Origin of the sequence: Rhodovulum sp. HP10, from assembly GCF_047553435.1 — a bacterium.
Classification (GTDB): Bacteria; Pseudomonadota; Alphaproteobacteria; order Rhodobacterales; family Rhodobacteraceae; genus Rhodovulum.
This window is the reverse complement of the sequence record NZ_CP180201.1, coordinates 1,933,886-1,958,269: the sequence shown is the minus strand read 5'-3', so window position 1 is coordinate 1,958,269 and position 24,384 is coordinate 1,933,886. Positions and strand designations below refer to the sequence as shown.

Annotated in this window: 23 protein-coding genes and 1 tRNA gene; 15 read left to right on the top strand and 9 right to left on the bottom strand. The window is 67.4% G+C overall.

All coding sequences use genetic code 11. From position 1 onward, the window contains the following. Window positions 1-322: 322 nt before the first annotated feature. The 6 genes from lptB to ACK8CO_RS09080 form a co-directional block, all read right to left on the bottom strand. Window positions 323-1,087 (bottom strand): LPS export ABC transporter ATP-binding protein, encoded by a 765-nt coding sequence (lptB, locus tag ACK8CO_RS09105; protein WP_414898928.1) that lies wholly within the window; start codon window positions 1,085-1,087, stop codon window positions 323-325. Next, window positions 1,087-1,593 (bottom strand): lipopolysaccharide transport periplasmic protein LptA, encoded by a 507-nt coding sequence (gene lptA, locus ACK8CO_RS09100; RefSeq protein ID WP_414898927.1) that lies wholly within the window; start codon window positions 1,591-1,593, stop codon window positions 1,087-1,089. The genes lptB and lptA overlap by 1 nt, the downstream gene beginning before the upstream one ends. 13 nt (window positions 1,594-1,606) lie before the next feature. Further along, on the bottom strand, window positions 1,607-2,224 hold the full coding sequence (gene lptC, locus ACK8CO_RS09095) for an LPS export ABC transporter periplasmic protein LptC (RefSeq protein WP_414898926.1): 618 nt from the start codon (window positions 2,222-2,224) through the stop codon (window positions 1,607-1,609). A gap of 3 nt (window positions 2,225-2,227) precedes the next feature. Next, window positions 2,228-3,187, bottom strand: coding sequence for a KpsF/GutQ family sugar-phosphate isomerase (locus tag ACK8CO_RS09090; RefSeq protein WP_414898925.1), 960 nt, complete (start codon window positions 3,185-3,187; stop codon window positions 2,228-2,230). 4 nt (window positions 3,188-3,191) lie between these two features. Next, complete coding sequence (locus ACK8CO_RS09085; RefSeq protein ID WP_414898924.1) at window positions 3,192-3,803, bottom strand: ribonuclease D; 612 nt, start codon at window positions 3,801-3,803, stop codon at window positions 3,192-3,194. Window positions 3,804-3,845: 42 nt separating this feature from the next. Next, a tRNA-Leu gene (locus ACK8CO_RS09080) sits at window positions 3,846-3,932 on the bottom strand. A 140-nt stretch (window positions 3,933-4,072) separates the two neighbouring features. On the opposite strand from ACK8CO_RS09080, the gene ACK8CO_RS09075 reads away from it, so the two are divergent. Next, on the top strand, window positions 4,073-5,059 hold the full coding sequence (locus tag ACK8CO_RS09075; RefSeq protein WP_414898923.1) for a complex I NDUFA9 subunit family protein: 987 nt from the start codon (window positions 4,073-4,075) through the stop codon (window positions 5,057-5,059). On the opposite strand, the gene ACK8CO_RS09070 is transcribed toward ACK8CO_RS09075, so the two are convergent. Then, window positions 5,060-5,863 (bottom strand): undecaprenyl-diphosphate phosphatase, encoded by an 804-nt coding sequence (locus ACK8CO_RS09070; protein WP_080614810.1) that lies wholly within the window; start codon window positions 5,861-5,863, stop codon window positions 5,060-5,062. A gap of 229 nt (window positions 5,864-6,092) precedes the next feature. Here ACK8CO_RS09070 and ACK8CO_RS09065 point away from each other — a divergent pair, with 229 nt between their 5' ends. From ACK8CO_RS09065 to ACK8CO_RS09030, 8 genes are all read left to right on the top strand, one after another. Then, window positions 6,093-7,526 (top strand): NAD(P)-dependent oxidoreductase, encoded by a 1,434-nt coding sequence (locus tag ACK8CO_RS09065; RefSeq protein ID WP_414898922.1) that lies wholly within the window; start codon window positions 6,093-6,095, stop codon window positions 7,524-7,526. Between the two features lie 11 nt (window positions 7,527-7,537). Beyond that, entirely contained in the window at window positions 7,538-8,002 is a 465-nt protein-coding gene (locus ACK8CO_RS09060; protein WP_196774303.1) for a GFA family protein, read from the top strand. Further along, a complete protein-coding gene (gltB, locus tag ACK8CO_RS09055) occupies window positions 7,999-12,540 on the top strand; it encodes a glutamate synthase large subunit (RefSeq protein ID WP_414898921.1) in 4,542 nt (1,513 codons plus the stop codon). The genes ACK8CO_RS09060 and gltB overlap by 4 nt, the downstream gene beginning before the upstream one ends. A 141-nt stretch (window positions 12,541-12,681) precedes the next feature. Then, complete coding sequence (locus tag ACK8CO_RS09050; RefSeq protein WP_080614813.1) at window positions 12,682-13,188, top strand: DUF1269 domain-containing protein; 507 nt, start codon at window positions 12,682-12,684, stop codon at window positions 13,186-13,188. A 72-nt stretch (window positions 13,189-13,260) separates the two neighbouring features. Next, entirely contained in the window at window positions 13,261-14,097 is an 837-nt protein-coding gene (mtgA, locus tag ACK8CO_RS09045) for a monofunctional biosynthetic peptidoglycan transglycosylase (protein ID WP_414898920.1), read from the top strand. 55 nt (window positions 14,098-14,152) lie between these two features. Beyond that, the gene (locus ACK8CO_RS09040; RefSeq protein WP_414898919.1) at window positions 14,153-14,818 is read left to right on the top strand and encodes a glutathione S-transferase family protein; all 666 of its coding nucleotides are present in this window, start codon (window positions 14,153-14,155) and stop codon (window positions 14,816-14,818) included. Beyond that, window positions 14,815-15,864, top strand: a complete 1,050-nt coding sequence (gene queG, locus ACK8CO_RS09035) for a tRNA epoxyqueuosine(34) reductase QueG (protein WP_414898918.1) — start codon at window positions 14,815-14,817, stop codon at window positions 15,862-15,864. Before ACK8CO_RS09040 ends, queG begins: the two co-directional genes overlap by 4 nt. 77 nt (window positions 15,865-15,941) lie before the next feature. Beyond that, on the top strand, window positions 15,942-16,868 hold the full coding sequence (locus ACK8CO_RS09030) for a DMT family transporter (RefSeq protein WP_080614816.1): 927 nt from the start codon (window positions 15,942-15,944) through the stop codon (window positions 16,866-16,868). 22 nt (window positions 16,869-16,890) lie between these two features. Here ACK8CO_RS09030 and ACK8CO_RS09025 read toward each other — a convergent pair whose 3' ends face one another. Further along, window positions 16,891-17,757, bottom strand: a complete 867-nt coding sequence (locus ACK8CO_RS09025; protein WP_080614817.1) for a branched-chain amino acid aminotransferase — start codon at window positions 17,755-17,757, stop codon at window positions 16,891-16,893. A 185-nt stretch (window positions 17,758-17,942) separates the two neighbouring features. Between ACK8CO_RS09025 and ACK8CO_RS09020 the strand changes: the two genes are divergently transcribed. The 6 genes from ACK8CO_RS09020 to dxs all read left to right on the top strand — a co-directional run bounded on the left by ACK8CO_RS09020 (window position 17,943) and on the right by dxs (window position 23,285). Beyond that, the gene (locus ACK8CO_RS09020; protein ID WP_080614818.1) at window positions 17,943-18,458 is read left to right on the top strand and encodes a MarR family winged helix-turn-helix transcriptional regulator; all 516 of its coding nucleotides are present in this window, start codon (window positions 17,943-17,945) and stop codon (window positions 18,456-18,458) included. Next, entirely contained in the window at window positions 18,458-19,159 is a 702-nt protein-coding gene (locus ACK8CO_RS09015) for a response regulator (protein ID WP_080617893.1), read from the top strand. Before ACK8CO_RS09020 ends, ACK8CO_RS09015 begins: the two co-directional genes overlap by 1 nt. A 114-nt stretch (window positions 19,160-19,273) precedes the next feature. Next, window positions 19,274-20,209 (top strand): histone deacetylase family protein, encoded by a 936-nt coding sequence (locus tag ACK8CO_RS09010; protein ID WP_414898917.1) that lies wholly within the window; start codon window positions 19,274-19,276, stop codon window positions 20,207-20,209. Further along, window positions 20,206-20,448, top strand: a complete 243-nt coding sequence (locus ACK8CO_RS09005; protein ID WP_414898916.1) for an exodeoxyribonuclease VII small subunit — start codon at window positions 20,206-20,208, stop codon at window positions 20,446-20,448. The genes ACK8CO_RS09010 and ACK8CO_RS09005 overlap by 4 nt, the downstream gene beginning before the upstream one ends. Window positions 20,449-20,453: 5 nt before the next feature. Beyond that, window positions 20,454-21,323 (top strand): polyprenyl synthetase family protein, encoded by an 870-nt coding sequence (locus ACK8CO_RS09000; RefSeq protein WP_414898915.1) that lies wholly within the window; start codon window positions 20,454-20,456, stop codon window positions 21,321-21,323. Between the two features lie 30 nt (window positions 21,324-21,353). Next, window positions 21,354-23,285: a 1-deoxy-D-xylulose-5-phosphate synthase gene (gene dxs / locus ACK8CO_RS08995; RefSeq protein WP_414898914.1), complete on the top strand. Its 1,932-nt coding sequence runs from the start codon at window positions 21,354-21,356 to the stop codon at window positions 23,283-23,285. A 106-nt stretch (window positions 23,286-23,391) separates the two neighbouring features. Here the strand turns inward: dxs and ACK8CO_RS08990 are convergent, their stop codons facing one another. Continuing rightward, window positions 23,392-24,252, bottom strand: a complete 861-nt coding sequence (locus ACK8CO_RS08990; RefSeq protein WP_414898913.1) for an SDR family oxidoreductase — start codon at window positions 24,250-24,252, stop codon at window positions 23,392-23,394. Between the last annotated feature and the right edge of the window lie 132 nt (window positions 24,253-24,384).

The window sequence follows — 24,384 nt, the reverse complement described above, 5'->3', positions numbered from 1 at the left end:
GACGCAGGGTTGCCCTCCGTTAAGGCCGGGGCGCGGCGGGGTCAACGGGAACAAGGAGTTCGGTCACCGTGTTCAGCCGTTCCGCGCCTGCGGCCGGCGCATGGCGGAAGGATCTGGCGTCACGCGCATTTGGCGCCAGATCGCCCGGCGATGTCAACGGTCCCGCCATGGCGCCGGCCGGCGATGTCGCCGCCGGACAACAGCGCCCGTCGCCGCCGGCCGGGAGAGGCGGGCAGACCCCCGGCAGATCCCCGGCGCGACGCCCGGCCGCGCCCGGCTGCGGCAGACAGAAGCTGATGATTCGATCCGGTCGCGGGCGGGGTCAGGTGATGCGGAAACTCTGGCCGAGATAGACCCGGCGCACGTTCTCGTCGCGGATCACTTCCTGGGTGGTCCCGCTCATCAGCACCTTGCCGTCGTGCAGGATATAGGCGCGGTCGACGATCTCCAGCGTTTCGCGGACATTGTGGTCGGTGATCAGCACGCCGATGCCCCGGGTCTTGAGATCGGCGACCAGGGCACGGATCTCGCCGACCGCAATCGGGTCGACCCCGGCGAAGGGCTCGTCGAGCAGCAGATAGCTGGGGTTGGCGGCAAGACAGCGCGCGATCTCGACCCGGCGCCGCTCGCCGCCCGACAGCGACAGCGCGGGCGCGCGGCGCAGATGCTCGATGGAGAATTCCGACAGCAGTTCCTCGAGGCGCTCGCGGCGCTTGTGGCGGTCAGGTTCGACGATCTCGAGCACGGCCCTGATATTGTCCTCGACATTCAGCCCGCGAAATATCGAGACCTCCTGCGGCAGGTAGCCGATGCCCAGCCGGGCGCGGCGATACATCGGCAGCATGGTCACGTCGCGGCCGTCGAGCAGGACCTTGCCGCCCTCGGGCGTCAGCAGCCCGGCCACGGCATAGAAACAGGTGGTCTTGCCCGAGCCGTTCGGGCCGAGCAGCGCGACCACCTCGCCGCGGTCGAGCCGGAGGCTGACATCGCGGATCACCGGGCGGCGGCGATAGCTCTTGCGCAGATCGACGATCCGCAATCCGCCGGTGGGGCCGGGCATGTCGAAGGCTGTCGTGCCGTCGGCCATCACTTCTTGCCCGAAGGGGTCAGAACGGTGCGCACGCGGCCCTCCATGGCGCCGGTGCCGCGGGTGAGATCGACCACCAGCCTCTGGCCCTCGATGGCGTTGCCATCCTGGGTCAGCAGCACATTGCCGGTCATCACGACGGTCGCCGCGCCGATATCGTAGACGGCCTCCTGTGCCTCGGCCGCTTCGGCGCCCAGCGTCAGCACGACCGAGCCGGAGGCTTCGAGCCGCGAGATCTTGCCGCTGCCAGCGCCGCCCGCGCCATAGACGACAAGCATCCGTTCGGCCGCGAGGCGCATCTGCCCCTGGCCCACCACCACATCGCCCGTGAAGACGGCGGTGCCGTCGCCCTGATCGACGCTGAGGCTCTCGGCGGTGACCTCGACCGGCAGCGAGGAATCGTGTTCGAGCGCCCCAAAGGCGATTTCGGCTCCCTGCGCCCCGGCCCCTGCCGGGATCGCCAGGATCAGAGCCAGCGCCGCCAGACCTGCGCGTACCGACAACATCGGATCCTTTCCGCTAGTTTTCGGGCTCATATACCAGCCTCACGCCATCCTTGAAAACCAGAAGATACCTGCCCTCGTGATCGGGGTCGGCGCGGAGCGTCATGCGTCCTGCCTCGATCCGGCCGGGCGGCCCGTCCGCGTTCACCGGCCCGTCGGCCTCGACATCGGTATCCGCGAAGGCCGAGCGCAGGCGGTCTGTCTCGATGATGTAGCCGGTCGAGGTCGAGATCCGGGCATCGCCCTCCAGCACGGCCACCTGATCGGCGGTGTCGACCGAACCGGTCCTGGCTTCGATTTCGGCCGAGCTGCCATCGGGCAGATCGAGCCGTGCCTGCATGTTCGAGGCCTCGCTCCGGCCGGGGCTGTCGGGATCGGCCCTGGCCGTGTCGGCCCGCACCGAGATCGCCGTACCGTCGCGGGTGACGCCGGCATAGTTGGGCGCGCCCAGCCGCTGGTCGCGCAGGATCCCCTCGATCTCGACCTTCGCATAGGGCGGCAGCCCGTCTTCGCCGCCCTTGCCATGGTCGCGCGAGATCATGAAAATTGTCGACAACAGACCCAGCGCGGCCAGCGGAAGCACGATCTTGGCCGCCGCGATGAACCGGGAATAGGCGTTGTCACGGGCCCGCATGCGTCATGCGACCCCGGCGCGCAGGCAGTCGTGGATATGGAGGATGCCGCGCGGCCGTCCGTCCGCCCCGACGGCGAAGAGGCAGGTGATCTTGCGCTCGTTCATCAGCGCGACCGCCTTCTCGGCCAGCGCGTCGGGCGAGATGGTCAGCGGGTTGGCGGTCATCACCTCGTCGACGTTGCGCTCCAGAAGGCCCGTCATGTGGCGGCGAAGGTCGCCATCGGTCACCACCCCGGCAAGCCGGCCCTCGGGGTCGGTCACCCCGACCACGCCGAAGCTCTTGCGGCTCATCACGATCAGCGCCTCGGCCATGCCGGTGCCCGTCGCGACCAGCGGGATATCCTCGCCCGCATGCATCAGGTCCGCGACCTTCGACAGCCGCGCGCCCAGCTTGCCGCCGGGGTGGAATTCGCGGAAATGCTCGGGCGTGAACTGGCGGTGTTCCATCAGCGCCACGGCCAGCGCATCGCCAAGCGCCAGAGTCATCGTCGTCGAGGTGGTGGGCGCCAGCCCCATCGGGCAGGCCTCGTCGGCGGGCGGCAGCAGCAGCGCCACATCGGCCTGGCGCAACAGCGTGCTGCGGGGCCGGCCCGCGACCCCGATCAGCGGAATGCCGAAGCGGCGGGTATAGGCCACGATATCGGCCAGCTCGGGCGTCTCGCCCGAATTCGACAGCACGAGGCAGACATCGCCCCGCGCGACCATCCCCAGATCGCCATGGCTGGCCTCGGCGGGGTGGACGAAATGCGCGGGCGTGCCTGTCGAGGCGAAGGTCGCCGCGATCTTGCGCGCCACATGGCCCGACTTGCCCATGCCCGAGACGATGACCCGCCCGGTCGCACCGAGGATGGTCTCGACGGCGCGGGTGAATTCCTGGTCGAGGCTCTCGGCCAGGCTGTGGACGGCGTCGGCCTCGATCCGCAGGACGCGGCGGCCGATGGACAGGCAGGTTTCGGGTGTCATGGTCTCAATGTGCGAAGATGTCGGTCTCGGGCCAACCGGAAAGGTCGAGCCGGGCCCGGGTGGGCAGGAAATCGAAGCAGGCCCGGGCGACCCCGGTCCGGCCCTCGCGGGCCAGCATGCCGTCCAGGACCTCTTTCAGCCGGTGCAGGTAGAGCACGTCCGAGGCGGCATAGTCGAGCTGCGCCGGGCTCAGCATGGCCGCGCCCCAGTCCGAGCTTTGCTGCTGTTTCGATATGTCGATCTCGAGCAGTTCCTGCAGCAGGTATTTCAGCCCGTGCCGGTCGGTATAGGTGCGCACCAGCTTCGAGGCGATCTTGGTGCAATAGACCGGCGCGGTGGTCACGCCGAAGGTATGTTCGAGAATCGCGATGTCGAATCGGCCGAAATGGAACAGCTTCAGCGTGTCCGGGTCGGCCAGCATCCGGGTCAGATTCGGCGCCTCGGTCTGGCCCTGGGCGATCTGCACCATATGCGCGTCGCCGTCGCCCGCCGACATCTGCACGAGGCAGAGCCGGTCTCGATGCGGGTTGAGCCCCATTGTCTCGCAGTCGATGGCAACAATGGACCCGAGATCGATATCGTCGGGCAGGTCATGCTTATGAAGGAAATTCGCCACGTCTTCCCCTGACTTTAGGGGAAATCCCCCGGCTATTGGGGTTGGTGCCCAGGAGAGGACTCGAACCTCCACGTCCTTGCGAACACTAGCACCTGAAGCTAGCGCGTCTACCAATTCCGCCACCTGGGCAGGTGTCGTGAGGCGGTGATCTATAGGGGGTCGCAGACGGTGTCAACGACGATTTTCGCATTTCGATACGATCTCTTGCTTGGGGCGCCCGGCCCCTATATTCGGTTGCATACCATCATATGCCAGGGAGGCGTCTCTCCATGTCCAAGCTTGTCACCATCTTCGGCGGGTCGGGCTTTGTCGGCCGCTATGTCGTGCGGCGCATGGCGCGCGCCGGCTGGCGGGTGCGCGTGGCGGTGCGGCGCCCCAACGAGGCGCTGTTCGTCCGCACCTATGGCGCGGTGGGGCAGGTCGAGCCCGTGCTGTGCAATGTCCGCGACCGCGATTCGGTCCGGCAGGCGCTTCAGGGCGCCGAAGCCGCGGTGAACTGCGTCGGCATCCTCGCCGAATCGGGGCGCAACACCTTCGGGCTGGTGCAGCATTACGGCGCGCTTCACATCGCCGAGGAGGCGCGGGCTGCGGGTGTGGCGCGGCTGGTGCAGATCTCGGCCATCGGCGCCGATATCGACTCGGACAGTGCCTATTCCGAGACCAAGGGTCGCGGCGAGGCGGCGGTGCGCGAGAGCTTCCCCGATGCGGTGATCCTGCGGCCTTCGCTGGTCTTCGGTCCCGAGGACCGCTTCTTCAACAGATTCGCGCAGATGGCCCGGTTCTCGCCGGTGCTGCCGGTGGTGGGCTGCTATACCCGGTTCCAGCCGGTCTATGTCGACGATGTCGCCGCTGCTGCGGCGACGGCGGCGATGGGCGAGGCTGCGCCCGGCATCTATGAACTCGGCGGTCCCGAGATCCGGACCTTCGGCGAACTCATGGAAGAGATGCTCGAGGTGATCGGTCGCCCGAACCGGATCGTGCTGCCGCTGCCGCTGGCGCTGGGCGCCGCGATGGGGTGGGCCTTCGATCTGGTGCAGTCGCTGTCGCTGGGGCTGCTCGAGAACAAGGTCGTGACCCGCGATCAGGTCCGCAATCTCGGGCGCGACAATGTCGTGGGCGAGGGGCTGCCCGGGCTGGCCGAGCTTGGCATCCAGCCCACCGCGATGGAGGCGGTGCTGCCGGAATACCTGTGGCGCTACCGCCCCGCGGGCCAGTTCTACGAGATCCGCGAGGCGGCCAGGCGGCTCAAGCCCTGATCAGCTGTAGGCGATCCAGAGCAGGACGAGGCCGAGGATCACCCGGTAGATCACATAGGGCGTGAAGCTGACCGACCGCGCAAGCCGCATCATGACTGCCAGCGCGGCCAGCGCCGCGACGAAGGTGAAGCCGGCGGCGATGGCGCCGTCGCGCAGCACCGCCATGTCGGCCTCGGCCGCCGCCTTGCCGCCGACCAGCACCGCCGAGGCCAGGATCGTCGGGATCGACATCAGCATCGACAGCCGCGCGGCACCCACCCGGTCATAGCCCAGCATCCGCGCCCCGGTGATGGTGATGCCCGAGCGCGAGGTCCCCGGGATCAGCGCCAGCACCTGCCAGAGCCCCATGATGACGGCGTGTTTCAGCGTCCAGCTATTGGCCTTTCGGGTCGCGGGAAACCGGGTGTCGGCGACCCAGAGCACGAGGCCGAAGATCAGCATCGTCCAGCCGATCACGGCGATGCTGCGCATCATGTCCTCGAGCCCGGTCAGTTCCAGCACCAGCCCGACCACCATCACCGGGATGGTGGCGATGATCAGGCACAGCGCGAGAAAGGCGCCGGGTGTGTCGATCTGGCCGCGCGCGACCCGGGTCAGCCCGCCGAGCGCCAGCATCGCGTCCTTGCGGAAGTAGAGCACGACGGCGGCAAGCGTGCCCACATGCACCGCCACGTCGATGATATGGCCCTGATCGGCCATGCCGGTCAGGCCCGGCAGCAGGATCAGGTGGCCCGAGGAGGAAATCGGAAGAAACTCGGTGATGCCCTGGATCACCGCGATCAGAAACAGGTGGAAAAGCGTCATGGAATGGCCCGGAGGTTCAGGATGGCGCCCAGCATAGGGACGTGATTCGGAAAGGGAAGACTTCGCTATAGGTAACAATAGTTGACCTAAAAATGCAGTTTTCAGTGCCCCGAGGGGTGGCGAGCCCTAAATTTCTTACAAATAAGACAGCATTGCTGACTTTTCATGGCCGGGCTTCCTCCGTATAGAAATTTTCCGAAGGTCCCGACCCATCCTGGAAGGAAAGGCAATGGCGCAGCAAAAGATGCTTCAGTTCGTCCGCGTGGCGAAAGAGACGCCGGACAAACGCGAGGCTGGAGACCGTGCGAAGGATTTCGGCGAGATCTACGCCGAATTCGCGGCCGAGAAGGCCGCCGAGCAGGCCTCGCGCTGCAGCCAGTGCGGCGTGCCGTTCTGTCAGTCGCACTGTCCGCTGCATAACAACATCCCCGACTGGCTGAGGCTGACCGCCGAGGGCCGTCTGGAAGAGGCCTATGCGATGAGCCAGGCCACCAATACCTTCCCCGAGATCTGCGGACGGATCTGCCCGCAGGACCGGCTTTGCGAAGGCAATTGCGTGATCGAGCAGTCGGGTCATGGCACCGTGACCATCGGCGCGGTCGAGAAATACATCACCGACACCGCCTGGGACGAGGGCTGGGTGCCGCCGATCGCGCCGACCGAGGAGCGCAGCGAAAGCGTGGGCATCATCGGCGCGGGCCCGGGCGGGCTGGCGGCGGCCGACCGGCTGCGGCGTGCGGGCCTGCAGGTGACCGTCTATGACCGGCACGACCGGGCGGGCGGGCTGATGACCTATGGCATTCCCGGCTTCAAGCTGGAAAAGGACATCGTCATGCGCCGTGTGGCGCAGCTCGAACAGGGCGGCGTCGAATTCGTGCTGAACTGCAATGTCGGCACCGATATCAGCTTCGACGCGATCCGCGGCAAGCATGACGCGGTCCTGATCGCGACCGGCGTCTACAAGGGCCGCGATCTGACCGGCCCCGGCGCGGGCGCGCAGGGCATCGTCGCCGCGCTGGATTACCTGACCGCCTCGAACCGGGTCAGCTTCGGCGACGAGGTGCCGGAATACCTGTCGGGCGAACTCAATGCCGAGGGCAAGCGGGTGGTCGTGGTCGGCGGCGGCGATACCGCCATGGACTGCGTGCGTACCGCGATCCGCCAGGGTGCGGTCAGCGTGAAATGCCTCTACCGCCGCGACCGCGCCAACATGCCGGGGTCGCAGCGCGAGGTGCAGAATGCCGAGGAAGAGGGCGTGGGCTTCGTCTGGCTCTCGGCGCCGAAGGGCTTTGCCGGAGATCCGGTCAGCTCGGTCATGGTGCAGAAGATGCGGCTTGGCCCGCCGGATGCCACGGGGCGGCAATCGCCCGAGGTGATCGAGGGCGCCGATTATGCCGAGCCCGCCGATCTGGTGATCAAGGCGCTGGGCTTCGAGCCCGAGGACCTGCCCGCGATGTGGGGCGAGGACGAGCTGGAAGTGACCCGCTGGGGCACCGTGAAGGCCGATTTCCGCAGCCACGAGACCTCGCTGCCGGGCGTCTTCGCGGTCGGCGACATCGTGCGCGGCGCAAGCCTTGTCGTCTGGGCGATCCGCGACGGGCGCGAGGCGGCCGACAGCATCCTCGACTTCCTGGCGCAGCCCGCCCAGGTCGCGGCGGAATAGGAGGCCAGGCGATGTCCGACACCACCCTGAAGGGGCAATGTCTCTGCGGCGCCGTCACGGTCGAGATCGAGCCGGCGCAGCAGGTGCTTGGCGCCTGCCATTGCGCGATGTGCCGCAAATGGACCTCGGGCCCGCTGATGGCGGTCCATACCACGCAGCCGATCCGGGCCGAGGGCCCGGTCAAGACCTATGCCTCGTCGCAATGGGCCGAGCGCGCCTTCTGTCCGGAATGCGGCTCGTCGCTCTGGTACGCCTTCACCGCCGAAGGCGCGCATAAGGGGCATTGCTTCGTCTCGGCGGGGCTCTTCGAGGGCACCCGCGACCTGCCGCTGAGCTCGGAGGTCTATATCGACAGCAAACCTGCCGGCTATGCCTTCGCCGGCGATCACGTGCGGTTGACCGAGGCCCAGATGATGGCCGCCGCCGCAGACGGAATGAGCATGGGCTCGACGGGCTCCGAAGGAGAACAGCAATGACCAAATACGATGCCGCCTGGGTTGCCCGGGAAGAAGCCAAGCGGGCTTTCGTGGCCGAGAACGGTCTTTACAGCCCCGAAGATGAACACTCGTCCTGCGGGGTCGGCCTCGTCGTCGCCATCGACGGCAAGCCCTCGCGCAAGGTGGTCGAGAACGGGATCGACGCGCTGAAGGCGGTCTGGCACCGCGGCGCGGTCGATGCCGACGGCAAGACCGGCGACGGCGCGGGCATCCATGTGCAGATCCCGGTGCCGTTCTTCTACGACCAGATCCGCCGCACCGGCCACGAGCCCCATGCCGACCGGCTGATCGCCGTGGGCCAGGTCTTCCTGCCGCGCACCGATTTTAGCGCGCAGGAGGTCTGCCGGACCATCGTCGAGACCGAAGTGCTGCGGATGGGCTACTATATCTACGGCTGGCGCCACGTCCCGGTGAATACCGACGTTCTGGGCGAGAAGGCCAACGCGACCCGGCCCGAGATCGAGCAGATCCTGATCTCGAATTCCAAGGATGTCGACGAGGAGACCTTCGAGCGCGAGCTTTACGTGATCCGCCGCCGGATCGAGAAGGCCGCCGCCGCCGCGCAGGTGCCCTCGCTCTATATCTGTTCGCTGAGCTGCCGGTCGCTGATCTACAAGGGCATGATGCTGGCCGAGCAGGTCGCCGAATTCTATCCCGACCTCAAGGACGACCGCTTCGAGTCGGCCTTCGCGATCTATCACCAGCGTTATTCGACCAACACCTTCCCGCAATGGTGGCTGGCCCAGCCGTTCCGGATGCTGGCCCATAACGGCGAGATCAACACCCTGAAGGGCAACCTCAACTGGCTGAAAAGCCATGAGATCCGCATGGCCTCCTCGGCCTTCGGCGAACTGGCCGAAGACATCAAGCCGATCGTGGCGCAGGGTTCGTCGGATTCGGCCGCGCTCGATTCGGTGTTCGAGGTGCTGGTCCGCGCCGGGCGCAACGCGCCGATGGCCAAGACCATGCTGGTTCCCGAGGCCTATTCGAAGCAGACCACCGACGAGATGAAGCCCGCCTGGCGTGACATGTACGCCTATGTGAACTCGGTGATGGAGCCCTGGGACGGACCGGCCGCGCTGGCCATGACCGATGGCCGCTGGGTCTGCGCCGGGCTCGACCGGAACGGCCTGCGCCCGCTGCGCTATGTCGTCACCGGCGACGGGCTGCTGATCGCAGGCTCGGAAAGCGGCATGGTTCCGACCGAGGAAGCCGCCGTCCGCGAGAAGGGCGCGCTTGGCCCGGGGCAGATGCTGGGCGTCGACATGGCGAGCGGCAAGCTGTTCCGCGACAGCGAGATCAAGGACATGATGGCCGCGAGCCAGCCCTTCAGCGAATGGCTCGACACCGTGTCCGAGATCGACGAGGTGCTGGGCGATCTGCCCGAGAAGCCGCTTTTCGACGGGGCGGACCTGCGCCGGCGGCAGATCTCTGCCGGCTACACGATCGAGGAAATCGAATCGATCCTGATGCCGATGGCCGAGGACGGCAAGGAGGCGCTGGCCTCGATGGGCGACGACACGCCCTCGGCGGTGCTGTCCGAGAAATACCGCCCGCTCAGCCATTTCTTCCGGCAGAACTTCAGCCAGGTCACGAATCCGCCGATCGACAGCCTGCGCGAATACCGGGTGATGAGCCTCAAGACCCGCTTCGGCAACCTGCGCAACGTGCTCGACGAGGATGGCAGCCAGACCCGGATCGTGATCCTGGAGAGCCCGTTCCTCGGCAATTCCCAGTTCGACGAGCTGGTGAAGCATTTCTCGGTGCCGATGGCCGAGATCGACTGCACCTTCCCGCCGGGCGCGGGGCCCGAGGCGCTGCGCCTCGGTCTGCAGCGGATCCGCAACGAGGCAGAGGACGCGGTGCGCTCGGGCGCGGGCCATATCGTGCTGACCGACCATCACCAGGGCGAGGACAAGGTCGCGATGCCGATGATCCTCGCGACCTCGGCCGTGCATAGCTGGCTGACCCGCAAGGGGCTCCGGACCTTCTGCTCGCTGAACGTGCGCTCGGCCGAATGCGTCGACCCGCATTACTTCGCGGTGCTGATCGGCTGCGGCGCCACCACGGTGAACGCCTATCTCGCCGAGGACACGCTGGCCGACCGCATCAGGCGCGGCCTGCTGGATTGCAGCCTGACCGAGGCCGTCGGCCATTACCGCAAGGCCATCGATCTGGGTCTTCTCAAGATCATGTCCAAGATGGGCATCTCGGTGATCTCGTCCTATCGCGGCGGGCTCAATTTCGAGGCCGTGGGGCTGTCGCGCGCGATGTGCGCCGAATACTTCCCCGGCATGCACAGCCGCATCTCGGGCATCGGCGTCACCGGCATCCAGCGCAAGCTGGAAGAGGTGCACCGTCTGGGCTGGAAGGGCGGCCAGGACGTGCTGCCGATCGGCGGCTTCTACAAGGCCCGCCGCACCGGCGAACGTCACGCCTGGGAAGCCAGCAACATGCATATGCTGCAACAGGCCTGCAACACGGCGTCCTTCGAGGTGTGGAAGCAGTATTCGGCCGCGATGCGCGCGACCCCGCCGATCCATCTGCGCGACCTGCTCGACATCAAGTCGCTGGGCAAGCCGGTGCCGCTGGAAGAGGTCGAATCGATCACCTCGATCCGCAAGCGCTTCGTGACGCCCGGCATGTCGCTGGGGGCGCTTTCCCCCGAGGCGCACAAGACGCTGAATGTCGCGATGAACCGGATCGGCGCCAAGTCCGATTCGGGCGAGGGCGGCGAGGATCCGGCGCATTTCTACCCGGAACCCAATGGCGACAACCCCTCGGCCAAGATCAAGCAGGTGGCCTCGGGCCGGTTCGGTGTCACCGCCGAATACCTGAACCATTGCGAAGAGCTTGAGATCAAGGTGGCCCAGGGCGCCAAGCCCGGCGAGGGCGGCCAGCTTCCGGGGATGAAGGTCACCGACCTGATCGCGCGTCTGCGGCACTCGACCAAGGGCGTGACCCTGATCTCGCCGCCGCCGCATCACGACATCTACTCTATCGAGGATCTGGCCCAGCTGATCTACGACCTCAAGCAGATCAACCCGCGCTGCAAGGTGACGGTCAAGCTGGTGGCCTCTTCGGGTGTCGGCACCATCGCCGCCGGCGTGGCCAAGGCCAAGGCCGACGTGATCCTGATCTCGGGCCATAATGGCGGCACCGGCGCCTCGCCCGCGACCTCGATCAAATATGCCGGTCTCCCGTGGGAGATGGGCCTGACCGAGGCGCATCAGGTCCTGTCGATGAACAACCTGCGCGAGCGGGTGACGCTTCGGACCGATGGTGGGCTGCGCACCGGGCGCGACATCGTCATGGCCGCGATGATGGGGGCCGAGGAATATGGCATCGGCACCGCCGCGCTGATCGCCATGGGCTGCATCATGGTCCGGCAGTGCCAGTCGAACACCTGCCCGGTGGGCGTCTGCACCCAGGACGAAAAGCTGCGCGGCAAGTTCACCGGCAATGCCGACAAGGTGGTGAACCTCATCACCTTCTATGCCCAGGAAGTGCGCGAGCTGCTCAGCCAGATCGGCGCGCGCTCCATGGACGAGATCATCGGCCGCTCGGATCTCCTGAACCAGATCAGCCGCGGCTCGGCCCACCTTGACGATCTCGACCTCAATCCGCTCCTGATCCAGGTCGATGCCAATGACCGCCCGACCCTCGACCGCACCCGGTCACGGACCGAGGTGCCGGACACGCTCGATGCCGAGATCCTGCGCGATGCCGCCCCCTTCTTCGAGGATGGCGAGAAGATGCAGGTGTCCTACGCGGTGCGGAACACCGACCGGACCATCGGCACCCGGGTCTCCAGCCTCATCGTCCAGCGCTTCGGCATGCGCAACAAGCTGCAGCCCGACCATCTGACCGTGAAGCTCGCGGGCAGCGCCGGGCAGTCGCTGGGGGCGTTCGGCGCGCCGGGGCTCAAGATCATCGTCGCGGGCGATGCCAATGACTATGTCGGCAAGGGCCTGTCGGGGGCGACCATCGTGGTGCGCCCGCCGCTCAGCTCGCCGCTGGTGGCCTCCGAGAACACCATCATCGGCAACACCGTTCTTTACGGCGCGACCGACGGGTATCTCTTCGCGAAGGGCCGGGCGGGCGAACGTTTCGCGGTGCGGAACTCGGGCGCAAAGGTGGTGGTCGAGGGCTGCGGCTCGAATGGCTGCGAATACATGACCGGCGGGATCGCGGTGATCCTCGGCACCATCGGCGCCAATTTCGGCGCGGGCATGACTGGCGGGATGGCCTATCTCTACGATCCCGAGGGCGCGGTTGCCGAGAAGGTCAATCCCGAGACGCTGGTCACCTGCAAGATCACGGTGCAGCATTGGGAAGCCGAGCTGAAGGCGCTGATCGCGCGGCATGTCGACGAGACCGGCAGCCCCAAGGCGCGCGACATCCTCACCCATTGGGAGCTGGAAAAAGGCAACTTCCTGCAGGTCTGTCCGAAGGAGATGTTGCCGCATCTGTCCCACCCGCTGGGGATCGAGGAACGCGCGGTTCCGGCGGAATAAGGCCTGTTCCGGCCTGAAAGCTCCGACCCCCGCCGCCGAAGGGCGCGCGGGGGTCACTCGTTCTTGAACCCTGGCGGGGTTCTTCCGCGGCCCGCGCCTCCCCACCTTACCGGGTAACCGTAGCCAGGAAAGGAGAGGGATATGGCCGATCTGATTGCCGTGGCCTTCGACGATGAAAGCAAGGCCTTCGATATGCGGGGCGAGCTGGTCCGGATGCAGAAGGACTATCTGCTCGACATGGAGGATGTGGTCGTCGTGACCCGCAACGACGAGGGCAAGGTCAAGCTGCACCAGGCGGTGAACCTGACCGCGGCTGGCGCCGTGGGCGGGTCGTTCTGGGGGCTCTTGATCGGGTTCCTGTTCCTCAATCCGCTGCTGGGGCTTGCCGTGGGGGCGGGGGCGGGCGCCATCAGCGGCGCGCTCGGCGATATCGGGATCGAGGACGATTTCATGAAGGAGCTGGGCGAGAAGCTGACCCCCGGCAGTTCGGCGCTGTTCGTCCTTGTGCGCAAGGCCACCGGCGACCGCGTGATCGAGCGGCTGCGCGAGGTCAATGCCGAGGGCCGCATCCTGCGCACCTCGCTGTCGAAGGAAGACGAGGCGACGCTGCGCGAGGTGCTCGAGAAAGGTCACGCGACGGCAGAGTGATCCGGCCCGCCTGCCGCGACGCCGGGGCGCGGACCGGCTGAGCTTTCAGGGGTCTTCCGGGGCTGCGGGGCGGTGGTCAAGCGCCGCGGCCTCGGCTATCACGCGGGCATGGCGAAACCGACGAAAACGACCGGCTCGAAAACGACGGCGAAAACTGCCGGGACCAGGTCTGCCGGGGCGAAAAACTCCGGAAAGAAGACCGCACGGCGCGACAGCAAGGCCGCGGCCGCCCCCCTGCCGCTGCGCCAAAGGCTGCGCCGGCTCGCCCGGCGCGGGGCGCTCGCGGCGCTTGGGCTGGTGGCCCTGGTGCTGATCGCGCCAGGTCTCATCAACCCGCCGACCACGCCCACCATGATGTCCGAGCGGATGCGGCTTGGCGATATCGACCAGAAATGGGTGCGGCTCAGGGATGTCGCTCCTGCGATGCCGCGCGCGGCCGTCGCCGCCGAGGATGCGAATTTCTGCCGGCACTGGGGCTTCGACATGGGTGCGATCCGCGGCGCGCTCGAGGCGGGCGGGCGCTATGGCGCCTCGACCATCAGCCAGCAGACCGTCAAGAATGTCTATCTCTGGCAGGGGCGCAGCTGGCCGCGCAAGGCTCTCGAGGCGGTGCTGACGCCGATGATCGAGCTGACCTGGTCCAAGCGGCGCATTCTCGAGGTCTATCTCAACGTGGCCGAATTCGGCGAGGGCGTGTTCGGCATCGACGCCGCCGCCTGGCATTATTACGGCATCCCGCCCTCGAAGCTGTCGCGCTCGCAGGCCGCGCGGCTGGCGGTGCTTCTGCCGAACCCGAAGGACCGCGATCCGAACCACCTGTCGCCGACCTTGTTGCGCCGGGCCGATCAGATCGAGGAGGGCGCTGCGACGATTCTTGCCGACGGTCGGTCGGATTGTTTCGACCATTGAAAATTCGCGGCCGAGAGGTCATGAAGACCGACAGGTCAACCGTCAGGGAGTCCGCATGAACCGCCTCTACCACATGCCGCTGTCGCCGTTCTGCCGCAAGGTTCGCCTGGTGCTTGCCGAGAAGCGCATCGAGGTCGAGCTGGTCGAGGAACGTTACTGGGAACGCGACGCCGATTTCATGCGGCGCAATCCGGCCGGAAAGGTGCCGGTGCTGCGGATGGACGGGCGCACCATGGCCGAAAGCCAGGCGATCTGCGAATATCTCGACGAGGCCTTCTCCGAGCCCTGCCTGTTGCCCGGCAGCCCGGCCGAACGCTGCGAGGCGCGGCGGCTGGTATTCTGGTTCGACGACAAGTTCCACCACGAGGTGACCTCGAAGCTGCTCTATGAGCGGGTGAACAAGAAGGTCACCAAGTCGGGCTATCCCGACAGCCGCAACGTCAAGGCGGGCGCGACGGCGATCAAGTACCATCTCGACTACATGGGCTGGCTGCTGGATCAGCGGCGCTGGCTGGCGGGCGATGTGATGACGCTGGCCGATTTCGCGGCGGCGGCGCATCTGTCCTGCCTCGACTACATCTCGGATGTCGACTGGAACCGCAATGCGGCGGTCAAGGACTGGTATGCCAAGATCAAGTCGCGGCCGGCCTTCCGCAATATCCTGGCCGATCAGGTGCCGGGCTTCCCGCCGCCCAGGCATTACGCGAATCTCGACTTTTGAGCGCGGCGCTCAAAGACCGCCTCGCCGCCCGGGCCCGCGAGGAGGGGCTGGCGGCGATGGGGGTCTGCCGCCCTGACGCGATCCCCGAGGCGGCCGGACGGCTGGCCGCGTTCGTGGCAAAGGGACGTCACGGCCAGATGGGCTGGATGGCCGAGCGCATGTCCTGGCGCGGCGATCCGGCGACGCTCTGGCCCGAGGCACGCTCGGTCGTGATGTTCGCCGAGCCCTATACCCAGGACCATGACCCGCTGGCCGCGCTGGACCGGTCCGACCGTGCCGCGATCTCGGTCTATGCCCAGAACCGCGACTATCACGACGTGCTGAAGAAGCGGCTCAAGCGGATCGGGCGCTGGTTCCTGGACCAGGCGCCGGGCCACCAGATCAAGGTCTTCGTCGATACCGCCCCGGTGATGGAAAAGCCGCTGGCCCAGGCCGCGGGGCTGGGCTGGCAGGGCAAGCATACCAACCTGCTGGGCCGCAGCCTTGGCAACTGGTTCTTTCTCGGTGCGCTCTTCACCACCGTCGAGCTGCCCGCCGATCCGCCCGAGACCGGGCATTGCGGCACGTGTACCGCCTGTCTCGATGCCTGCCCGACCGGCGCCTTTCCCGCGCCTTACCAGCTCGATGCGCGGCGCTGCATTTCCTACCTGACGATCGAGCACAAGGGCCCGGTCGATCCCGCGCTCAGGCCGCTTCTGGGCAACCGGATCTATGGCTGCGACGACTGCCTCGGCAGCTGTCCCTGGAACAAGTTCGCCGTCGCCGCGACCGAGGTGAAATATGCCGCCCGCCCCGATCTGATCGAGCCGCCCCTGGCCGAGCTGGCCGGTCTGGACGACGCGGCCTTCCGCGCGCGGTTCTCGGGCTCGCCGATCAAGCGGATCGGGCGCGGCCGCTTCGTGCGCAACGTCTGCTACGCGATCGGCAATTCGGGCGATCCGGAGCTTGCCGCAGTGCTCCGGCCGCTTTGCGCGGATGACGATCCGGACGTGGCCGAGGCCGCGGGCTGGGCGCTGGCGCGGCTGAGCGGGGCGGCGCCGGCCTGAAGCTCCCGGTCCGGGTCTTGCAAAACCCGCGCGGGGGCGTATGGACGGGCCGACCCCCCTCAAGACCCGAGCCGTTCATGAACCCGTCCCGCGCCATTGGCCTGAAACTTACCTCCGTCACGCTTTTCGTGGTGATGTCGGCCCTGATCAAGGCTGCCTCCGAACAGGGCATCCCGCCCGGCGAGACGGTGTTCTTCCGCTCGCTCTTCGCGCTGCCGGTGATCCTGGTCTGGCTGGTCTGGACCGGGCAGCTGGGCGCGGGGCTGAGAACGAAGGACCCGCTGGGCCAGTTCTGGCGCGGGCTGGTGGGCGGCACCGCGATGGTGCTGAACTTCGCGGCGCTGGGCATCCTGCCGCTGCCCGAGGCGACGGCGATCAGCTATTCCGCGCCGCTGCTGGTGGTGATCTTCGCGGCGATGTTCCTGGGCGAGAAGGTGCGGCTGTTCCGGCTGTCGGCGGTGGCGCTGGGGCTGCTTGGCGTCGTGGTGGTGCTCAGCCCGCGGCTGTCCGCCTTCGGCACCGATGCCACGGATGCGCGCGCGACGCTTGGCGCGGTGGTTGCGCTGGGCGGGGCGGCCTCTGCGGCGCTGGCCCAGGTCTTCGTGCGCAGGCTGGTCCAGACCGAACGGACCTCGGCCATCGTGTTCTGGTTCTCGGTGGTGGCGACGGTCCTGTCGCTGTTCACCATCCCCTTCGGCTGGGTCATGCCCTCGGTGCCGGTCGCGGCGATGCTGATCCTGGCCGGGCTGATCGGCGGGTTTGCCCAGATCTGCCTGACCTCTGCCTATCGTTATGCCGAGGCCGGGCTGGTGGCGCCCTTCGACTATGCCTCGATGCTGCTGGCGCTGGTGATCGGCTATTTCGTCTTCGCCGAGGTCCCGACGCCGATGGTGCTGATCGGCGCCGGCCTGATCATCGCGGCCGGCGTCGTCATCATCTGGCGCGAACGCCAGCTGGGTCTGGAACGAGGCCGCGCGCGCAAGGGGGTCACCCCCCAGGGCTGAGGCGCGCGGCCCGGTCTGCGCCTCAGGCGCGGACGTGTTTCTCGTAGGTCTCGGCGATGTCGTGGGTCAGCGCGCCGACCTCGAAACTGTAATCGCCGATCTCGGCCACCGGGGTCACCTCGGCGGCGGTGCCGGTCAGCCAGCACTGCTCGAAGCCTTCCAGCTCCGCGGCCTCGATATGGCGCTCATGCACGGTCACGCCCTTCTCCTGCAGCAGGCCGATCACGGTCTGACGGGTCAGCCCGTTCAGGAAGCAGTCGGCCTTGGGCGTATGCACCTCGCCATCCTTGACGAAGAAGATGTTCGCGCCGGTCGCCTCGGCCACATAGCCGCGATAGTCGAACATCATCGCATCGGTGCAGCCCTTGGCATGCGCCGCGTGCTTGGACATGGTGCAGATCATGTACAGCCCCGCCGCCTTGGCCTGGCTCGGCACCGTTTCCGGGCTCGGCCGCTTCCATTTGGAAATGTCGAGCTTGGCGCCCTTCATCTTGGCCGCGCCGTAATAGGCGCCCCATTCCCAGACCGCGATCGCCATCCGGACCGGGTTCTGTTCCGAGGCCACGCCCATGTCGGGGCCCGATCCGCGCCAGGCCAGCGGACGCACATAGCAGTCGGTCAGCCCGTTCGCCTTAATCACCTCGGCCTTGGCGTCCTCGATCTGGTCGACCGTATAGGGGATCTCGAAGTCGATCATGTTGGCCGAGCGCTTGAGGCGCTCGGAATGCTCGCGCGACTTGAAGATCTTTCCGCCATAGGCCCGCTCGCCTTCGAATACCGCGGAGGCGTAATGCAGGGCATGGGTCAGGATGTGCACATTGGCCTCGCGCCAGGGCACCAGTTTCCCATCCATCCAGATAACGCCGTCGCGGTCATCGTAGCCAGTCATGGCCTTCGTCCTCTTCTTTTCCCCCTCCGGGGTCCTGATTTCTGAAAATTGCTGACCTTAAGTCCGCATCGGACATAATGTTGCGCAAATTTCACCGCTCGCTACCAGTTGAGTCTTGGAAAGTCAACAAGGCTGACATAAGATTGCTGAAATTTCGGTCACGATGCGAAAGACGGGAGGTTGCGATGGCCCAGATCGCCCCGGCGGTTGCCCAGAAGAGCGGCGAAAGCTTGCTGTTTCTGACGGACGAACAGTTGCGAAAGGGGATCGAGGCGATGTTCTTCGCCTATCGCGGCTTCACCGCCGATCCCGACCGGATTCTCGAGGAACGGGGCTATGGCCGGGCCCATCACCGGGCGGTCCATTTCATCCACCGGGCGCCGGGGACCACCGTCAACAACCTGCTCTCGATCCTCGGCGTGACCAAGCAGTCGCTCAACCGTGTGCTGCGGTCGCTGATCGAGGACGGGCTGGTCGAAAGCCGGGTCGGGCATCGCGACAAGCGCGAACGCCACCTCTATCTGACCGAGGCCGGGCTCGATCTCGAACATCATCTCTCCGACGCGCAGCGCGCGCGGATGCGCGATGCCTATCGCGCCGCGGGCCCTGCCGCGGTGGCGGGCTTTCGCCAGGTGCTCGAGGCGATGATGGACCCCGAGATGCGCCGCCATTTCCACCGGATCACCGAGCGCGGGTCATGATGGGCGAGGCCGAGCTTCACCTTCTGATCGTCGATGACGATGAGCGGATTCGCGAGTTGCTGCGCAAGTTCCTGATGCGGCAGGGCTTCTGGGTCAGCACCGCACGCGATGCCGATCATGCCCGCAAGCTGTTGCAGGGGCTCGAATTCGATCTGATCGTGCTTGACGTGATGATGCCGGGCGAGGATGGCATCGCGCTGACCGGCGCGCTCCGGCAGGCGATCACGACGCCGATCCTGTTGCTGACCGCGCGTGGCGAGACCTCGGACCGGATCCGGGGGCTCGAGGCCGGGGCGGACGACTATCTGCCGAAGCCCTTCGAGCCGAAAGAGCTTCTGCTCAGGATCAACGCCATCCTGCGGCGGGTGCCGCAGCTGCGCCCCGAGAACGAGCTGCCGCAGGTTCTGCAACTGGGTCCGGTCCGCTACGATGTCGGCCGGGGTGAGCTGTGGCAGGGCGAGGAGCGGGTCAGGCTGACCGCGACCGAGGCCCAGCTGATGAAGATCTTCTCGGCCAGTCCGGGCGAGGCGGTCAGCCGGACCCGGCTGGTAGAGGAGCTGGGCCGCGATGGCGGGCAGGCGCAGGAACGTGCCGTCGACGTGCAGATCACCCGGCTTCGCCGCAAGATCGAGAACGACCCGAAACAGCCCCGCTATCTGCAGACCGTGCGGGGCGAGGGCTACATGCTGGCGCCCGACTGAATCCCGACACTAATCCCGCCCGGCGCCCGGTCCGCCCGCGTCCGTTCCGGCCCGGCGGAGGCTACTTGCGCGCGGGGCTTGCCCGCAGGCGGCGTGCCCGCGTAGCCTTGGGCCATGACCACGGCGTTCCTGACCCATCCGGACGGGCTCGATCACGCGACCCCGCCCGGCCATTCCGAATGTGCCGACCGGCTGCGCGCCGTGACCGGGGCGCTGTCGGCCGGGCGTTTCGCGGGGCTTCTGCGCGCCGAGGCGCCGCTGGCTGACGAGGCAGACCTGCTGCGCGCCCATCCGCAGGCCCATATCGACGCGGTCAGGGCCGCGATCCCGGCCGGGGGCACGGCGCCGCTCGATCCCGATACCCATGTCTCGCCCGGGTCGTACCGGGCGGCGCTCCGGGCGCTGGGCGGCGTGTTGCGGGCGGTCGACATGGTGATGGCAGGCACGGCCGCCAATGCCTTCGTCGCGATGCGTCCGCCCGGCCATCACGCCGAACCGGCGCGCGCCATGGGCTTCTGCCTGTTCTCGAACATCGCCATCGCCGCGAAATACGCGCTCGACCGGCATGGGCTGTGCCGCGTCGCGGTCGTCGATTTCGACGTGCATCACGGCAACGGCACCCAGGATGTTCTTTGGGACGAGCCGCGCACGCTCTTCGTCTCGAGCCATCAGATGCCGCTTTATCCCGGCACCGGCGAGGCGGCCGAGACCGGCACTGCGGAGAACGTGTTGAATCTGCCGCTGGCCCCCCGCAGCGACGGGCGGGCCTTCCGCGCGGCCTTCGAGGCCCATGCGCTGCCCCGGCTCGACGCCTTTGCCCCGGATCTTGTTCTGGTCTCGGCCGGGTTCGACGCCCATGCCGCCGATCCGCTGGCCGAACTGGCCTGGCGGGTCGAGGATTTCGCCTGGATCACCCACCGCCTCTGCGACATCGCGGAGACCCATTCGGGGGGGCGGCTGGTCTCGACACTGGAGGGCGGATATGATCTTGAAGCCCTTGGGGCCTCTGCGGCGGCCCATGTGGCGGTGCTGATGGAGCGGGGGGCATGACGGAAAAACCCATCGGGGAAATGACCTTCGAGGATGCGATGCGGGCTCTGGAAGAGGCCGTCGCCGCGCTTGAACGCGGTGACGTGCCGCTGGAAGAGTCGATTGCGCTCTCCGAACGCGCGATGAAGCTGCGGCAGCATTGCGAAGCCAAGCTGCGCGATGCCGAGGCCAAGATCGAGGCGATGACGCTTGACGCGTCGGGCAACCCCACAGGGACGAAACCGGCCGAAGGTCTTTGACAGCGATGTTCCAGTCCAGCCTGAAATCCGCCGCCGAGCGGATCGAGACGCGTTTGACCGAGGCGCTTGCGGGGGCCGCCGACCAGCCCGTCACCCATGCGATGCGCTATGCCGTCTCGGGCGGCAAGCGGCTGCGCGGTTTCCTGGTGCTCGAGTCGGCCGCACTTTACGGCATCGCGCCCGAGGCGGCCGTCGATGCCGCGGCGGCGGTCGAGGCGCTGCATGCCTACAGCCTCGTGCATGACGACATGCCCTGCATGGACAATGACGACCTGCGCCGGGGCCAGCCCACGGTGCATGTCAAATGGGATGAGGGCACCGCGCTTCTGACCGGCGATGCGCTGCAGACGCTGGCCTTCGATCTGCTGGCCGCGCCCGCCTGCCATCCCGACCCGGCGGTGCGGATCGACCTTGTGGCCTCGCTGGCGAAGGCCTCGGGCATCGACGGCATGGTGCTGGGCCAGGCTCAGGACATCGCCGCCGAGACCGCCGGCCGGCCGCTGACGCTGGACGAGATCACCGCGCTTCAGGCCAACAAGACCGGCGCGCTGATCCGCTGGTCGGCCGAGGCGGGCGCCCGTCTGGCCGGCGCCGATACCGGCCCGCTCACCGCCTATTCCACCGCGCTCGGCCTTGCCTTCCAGATCGCCGACGACATTCTCGATGTTGAGGGCGACGCCGCCAAGACCGGCAAGCGGGTCCACAAGGATGCCGAGGCCGGCAAGGCGACCTTCGTGTCGCTTCTCGGGCTCGACGGTGCCCGCGCCCGGGCCCGCGCCCTGGTCGAGGAGGCCGAGGCCGCACTTTCTTCCTTTGGCGGGCAGGCCGATCCGCTGAAGGCCGCCGCCCGTTTCGTCATTTCCCGCGAGTCATAATCCAGGTAACGCCCAGGGAGGGCTGTCCCAGTGAATAACCGCCCGAATACCCCGCTTCTCGACGGGATCGCCAGCCCTTCGGATCTGAAGGGGCTCTCGGATGCCCAACTCGCGCAGGTCGCGCAGGAGCTCCGGCAGGAGGTGGTCTCGGCAGTCTCCGAAACCGGTGGGCATCTGGGAGCGGGGCTTGGCGTGGTCGAGCTGACCGTGGCCCTGCATGCGGTCTTCGACACCCCCCGCGACAAGCTGATCTGGGACGTGAGCCATCAGTGCTATCCGCACAAGATCCTGACCGGGCGTCGCGACCGCATCCGCACGCTGCGCCAGCAGGGCGGGCTGTCGGGTTTCTGCAAGCGTTCGGAAAGCGAATTCGACCCGTTCGGTGCGGGCCACAGCTCGACCTCGATTTCGGCCGCGCTGGGCTTTGCCGTCGCCCGCGATCTGGGCACCGCGCCCGAGGCCGGCGTGGGCGATGCCATCGCGGTGATCGGCGATGGCTCGCTCTCGGCCGGGATGGCCTATGAGGCGCTGAACCATGCGGGCCATCTGGGCAAGCGGCTGATCGTGATCCTGAACGACAACGAGATGTCGATCGCGCCGCCCGTCGGCGCCATGTCGCGCTATCTGAACCGGCTTTACGCGGGCGCGCCGTTCCAGGAATTCAAGTCCATCGCCAAGGGTGCGATCAAGCACCTGCCCGAGCCCTTCCAGGAGGGCGCCAAGCGCGCCAAGGATCTGGTCAAGCAGGTCACCGTCGGCGGCACGCTGTTCGAGGAGCTGGGCTTTTCCTATGTCGGCCCGGTCGACGGCCACGATCTCGACCAGTTGCTGGCGATCCTGCGCACCGTCAAGACCCGCGCCACCGGCCCGATGCTGATCCATGCGATCACCAAGAAGGGCAAGGGCTATGCCCCGGCCGAGAACGCGCCCGATTGCGGCCATGGCGTCTCGAAATTCGACATCGAGACCGGGGTCCAGAAGAAGACCCCCGCCAATGCGCCAAGCTATACCAAGGTCTTCGCCGAGGCGCTGATCCGCGAGGCCCGCGCCGACCGCAAGGTGGTGGCCGTCACCGCGGCGATGCCCGACGGCACCGGGTTGAACCTCTTTGCCGAGCGCTTCCCCGAACGCATCTTCGATGTCGGCATCGCCGAGCAGCATGCCGTCACCTTCTCGGCCGGGCTGGCGGCGGGCGGGCAGAAGCCCTTCTGCGCCATCTATTCGACCTTCCTGCAGCGCGGCTATGACCAGATCGTCCATGACGTCGCGATCCAGCGCCTGCCGGTGCGCTTTGCCATCGACCGCGCGGGGCTGGTGGGCGCCGACGGGGCGACCCATGCCGGGGCCTTCGATACCGCCTTCCTCGCGAACCTGCCGGGGATGGTGGTGATGGCCGCCGCCGACGAGGCCGAGCTTGTGCATATGGTCGCGACCGCCGTCGCCCATGACGAAGGTCCCATCGCCTTCCGCTATCCGCGCGGCGAAGGCGTGGGCGTCGAGCTTCCCGAAAAGGGCGTGCCGCTTGAAATCGGCAAGGGCCGCATCGTCCAGGAGGGCAAGCGCGTCGCGCTTCTGAGCTTCGGCACCCGGCTGAAGGAGGTCCGCGAGGCTGCCAAGGCGCTGTCCGCCGAAGGGATCGAGCCCACCATCGCCGATGCCCGTTTCGCCAAGCCGCTGGACGAGGAGCTGATCCTGCAGCTGGCTCGCGAGCATGAGGCGTTGATCACCATCGAGGAGGGCGCCATCGGCGGCTTCGGCAGCCATGTGGCCCAGCTTCTGGCCGAGAAGGGCGTCTTCGACGAGGGGCTCAAGTTCCGCTCGATGGTGCTGCCCGATACCTTCATCGACCATGCCAGCGCCGAGGCGATGTATGCCGATGCCCGGCTGAACGCGGCCGATATCGAGGCCAAGGTGCGCCAGGTTCTGGCCGGCGCTGCGGCGCAGGCCGCGCTTCGGGCCTGACGAAAGCAGGACCCGGGAAAGTAAGCCCTGCGAAAATCGGCCCAGAGACCTTGCTTGCAAGGTGGGCGCCCAGACGCGGGCGCCCGGGCCGATGCAAGCGTTGAAATCAGCGGATCATTGCGGCGCGTTCGGCCTCCAGCAAGGCTGCCAGCCCGGCACGATAGTCGGGATGGCGCAGATGGACCCCGAGGTCGGTCTTGATCCGGTCGTTCCGGACCCTCTTCGATTCTGCGTAGAAGCTGCGGGCCATCGGGCTCAGCTCGGCCTTCTCGAAGGGGATGGCGGGCGGCACCGGCAGGCCCAGCATCTCGGCCGCGAAGGCGATCACCTCGTCGGGCGGGGCGGGCTCGTCATCAGCGAGGTTGTAGATCGCACCGGGATCTGGCGCGGCCATCGAGGCGGCCAGTACCTGGGCGATATCCTCGACATGGATGCGCGAGAACACCTGGCCCTCCTTGACGATGCGCTGGGCGCGGCCCTCGCGCACCCGCTCGAGCGGCGAGCGGCCGGGCCCGTAGATCCCAGCCAGCCGGAAGATATGCAGCGGCAGGTCCAGCGCGGCCCAGCCCGCCTCGGCCGCGACCCGGGCCGCGCCGCGCGAGGTTGCCGGGGTCAGCTCTGCACTCTCGTCGACCCAGTCGCCGCCATGATCGCCATAGACCCCGGTGGTCGAGAGATAGCCGACCCAGCGCAGATGGCGGGCCGCGCGCAGGGTCTCGCCCAGGGCTGCCAGCACCGGGTCGCCCGAGGCCCCGGGCGGCACCGAGGTCATGAGATGCGTGGCTGCGGCCAGATCGGGGCCGAGATCCTCGCCGGGCCAGATCCGGGCCTCGATGCCGGTTCGGCGCAGGGCCTCGACGCCCTCGGGGCTGCGGCTGGTGCCGATCACGCGCCAGCCCGGTCCGAGGCTCTGCGCAAGCTCGCGGGCGGAATATCCATGCCCGATGGAAAGAAGGGTACCTGTCATGCCCCATAGATTGCCCCGGACGGCGCCAGTGGCAAGGGGCGGGGTCGGGTCTGCGGCGCAGCGCCCCGTATCGGCGAAGGGCAAGGATTGTGCCCCGGGCTTTCCGAGAGCGAGGCTTGCGCCCGGGGCTTG

What these genes read in the sequence shown, in the direction of transcription:
- lptC (WP_414898926.1), bottom strand. Translation starts at nt 2,224, where the DNA reads ATGCGGGCCCGTGACAACGCCTATTCCCGGTTCATCGCGGCGGCCAAG.
- ACK8CO_RS09070 (WP_080614810.1), bottom strand. Translation starts at nt 5,863, where the DNA reads ATGACGCTTTTCCACCTGTTTCTGATCGCGGTGATCCAGGGCATCACC.
- ACK8CO_RS09030 (WP_080614816.1), top strand. Translation starts at nt 15,942, where the DNA reads ATGAACCCGTCCCGCGCCATTGGCCTGAAACTTACCTCCGTCACGCTT.
- ACK8CO_RS09090 (WP_414898925.1), bottom strand. Translation starts at nt 3,187, where the DNA reads ATGACACCCGAAACCTGCCTGTCCATCGGCCGCCGCGTCCTGCGGATC.
- ACK8CO_RS09015 (WP_080617893.1), top strand. Translation starts at nt 18,458, where the DNA reads ATGGGCGAGGCCGAGCTTCACCTTCTGATCGTCGATGACGATGAGCGG.
- ACK8CO_RS09075 (WP_414898923.1), top strand. Translation starts at nt 4,073, where the DNA reads ATGTCCAAGCTTGTCACCATCTTCGGCGGGTCGGGCTTTGTCGGCCGC.
- ACK8CO_RS09005 (WP_414898916.1), top strand. Translation starts at nt 20,206, where the DNA reads ATGACGGAAAAACCCATCGGGGAAATGACCTTCGAGGATGCGATGCGG.
- ACK8CO_RS09050 (WP_080614813.1), top strand. Translation starts at nt 12,682, where the DNA reads ATGGCCGATCTGATTGCCGTGGCCTTCGACGATGAAAGCAAGGCCTTC.
- ACK8CO_RS09020 (WP_080614818.1), top strand. Translation starts at nt 17,943, where the DNA reads ATGGCCCAGATCGCCCCGGCGGTTGCCCAGAAGAGCGGCGAAAGCTTG.
- ACK8CO_RS09000 (WP_414898915.1), top strand. Translation starts at nt 20,454, where the DNA reads ATGTTCCAGTCCAGCCTGAAATCCGCCGCCGAGCGGATCGAGACGCGT.
- lptA (WP_414898927.1), bottom strand. Translation starts at nt 1,593, where the DNA reads ATGTTGTCGGTACGCGCAGGTCTGGCGGCGCTGGCTCTGATCCTGGCG.
- gltB (WP_414898921.1), top strand. Translation starts at nt 7,999, where the DNA reads ATGACCAAATACGATGCCGCCTGGGTTGCCCGGGAAGAAGCCAAGCGG.
- ACK8CO_RS09065 (WP_414898922.1), top strand. Translation starts at nt 6,093, where the DNA reads ATGGCGCAGCAAAAGATGCTTCAGTTCGTCCGCGTGGCGAAAGAGACG.
- ACK8CO_RS09060 (WP_196774303.1), top strand. Translation starts at nt 7,538, where the DNA reads ATGTCCGACACCACCCTGAAGGGGCAATGTCTCTGCGGCGCCGTCACG.
- ACK8CO_RS09025 (WP_080614817.1), bottom strand. Translation starts at nt 17,757, where the DNA reads ATGACTGGCTACGATGACCGCGACGGCGTTATCTGGATGGATGGGAAA.
- lptB (WP_414898928.1), bottom strand. Translation starts at nt 1,087, where the DNA reads ATGGCCGACGGCACGACAGCCTTCGACATGCCCGGCCCCACCGGCGGA.
- ACK8CO_RS09040 (WP_414898919.1), top strand. Translation starts at nt 14,153, where the DNA reads ATGAACCGCCTCTACCACATGCCGCTGTCGCCGTTCTGCCGCAAGGTT.
- ACK8CO_RS08990 (WP_414898913.1), bottom strand. Translation starts at nt 24,252, where the DNA reads ATGACAGGTACCCTTCTTTCCATCGGGCATGGATATTCCGCCCGCGAG.
- ACK8CO_RS09010 (WP_414898917.1), top strand. Translation starts at nt 19,274, where the DNA reads ATGACCACGGCGTTCCTGACCCATCCGGACGGGCTCGATCACGCGACC.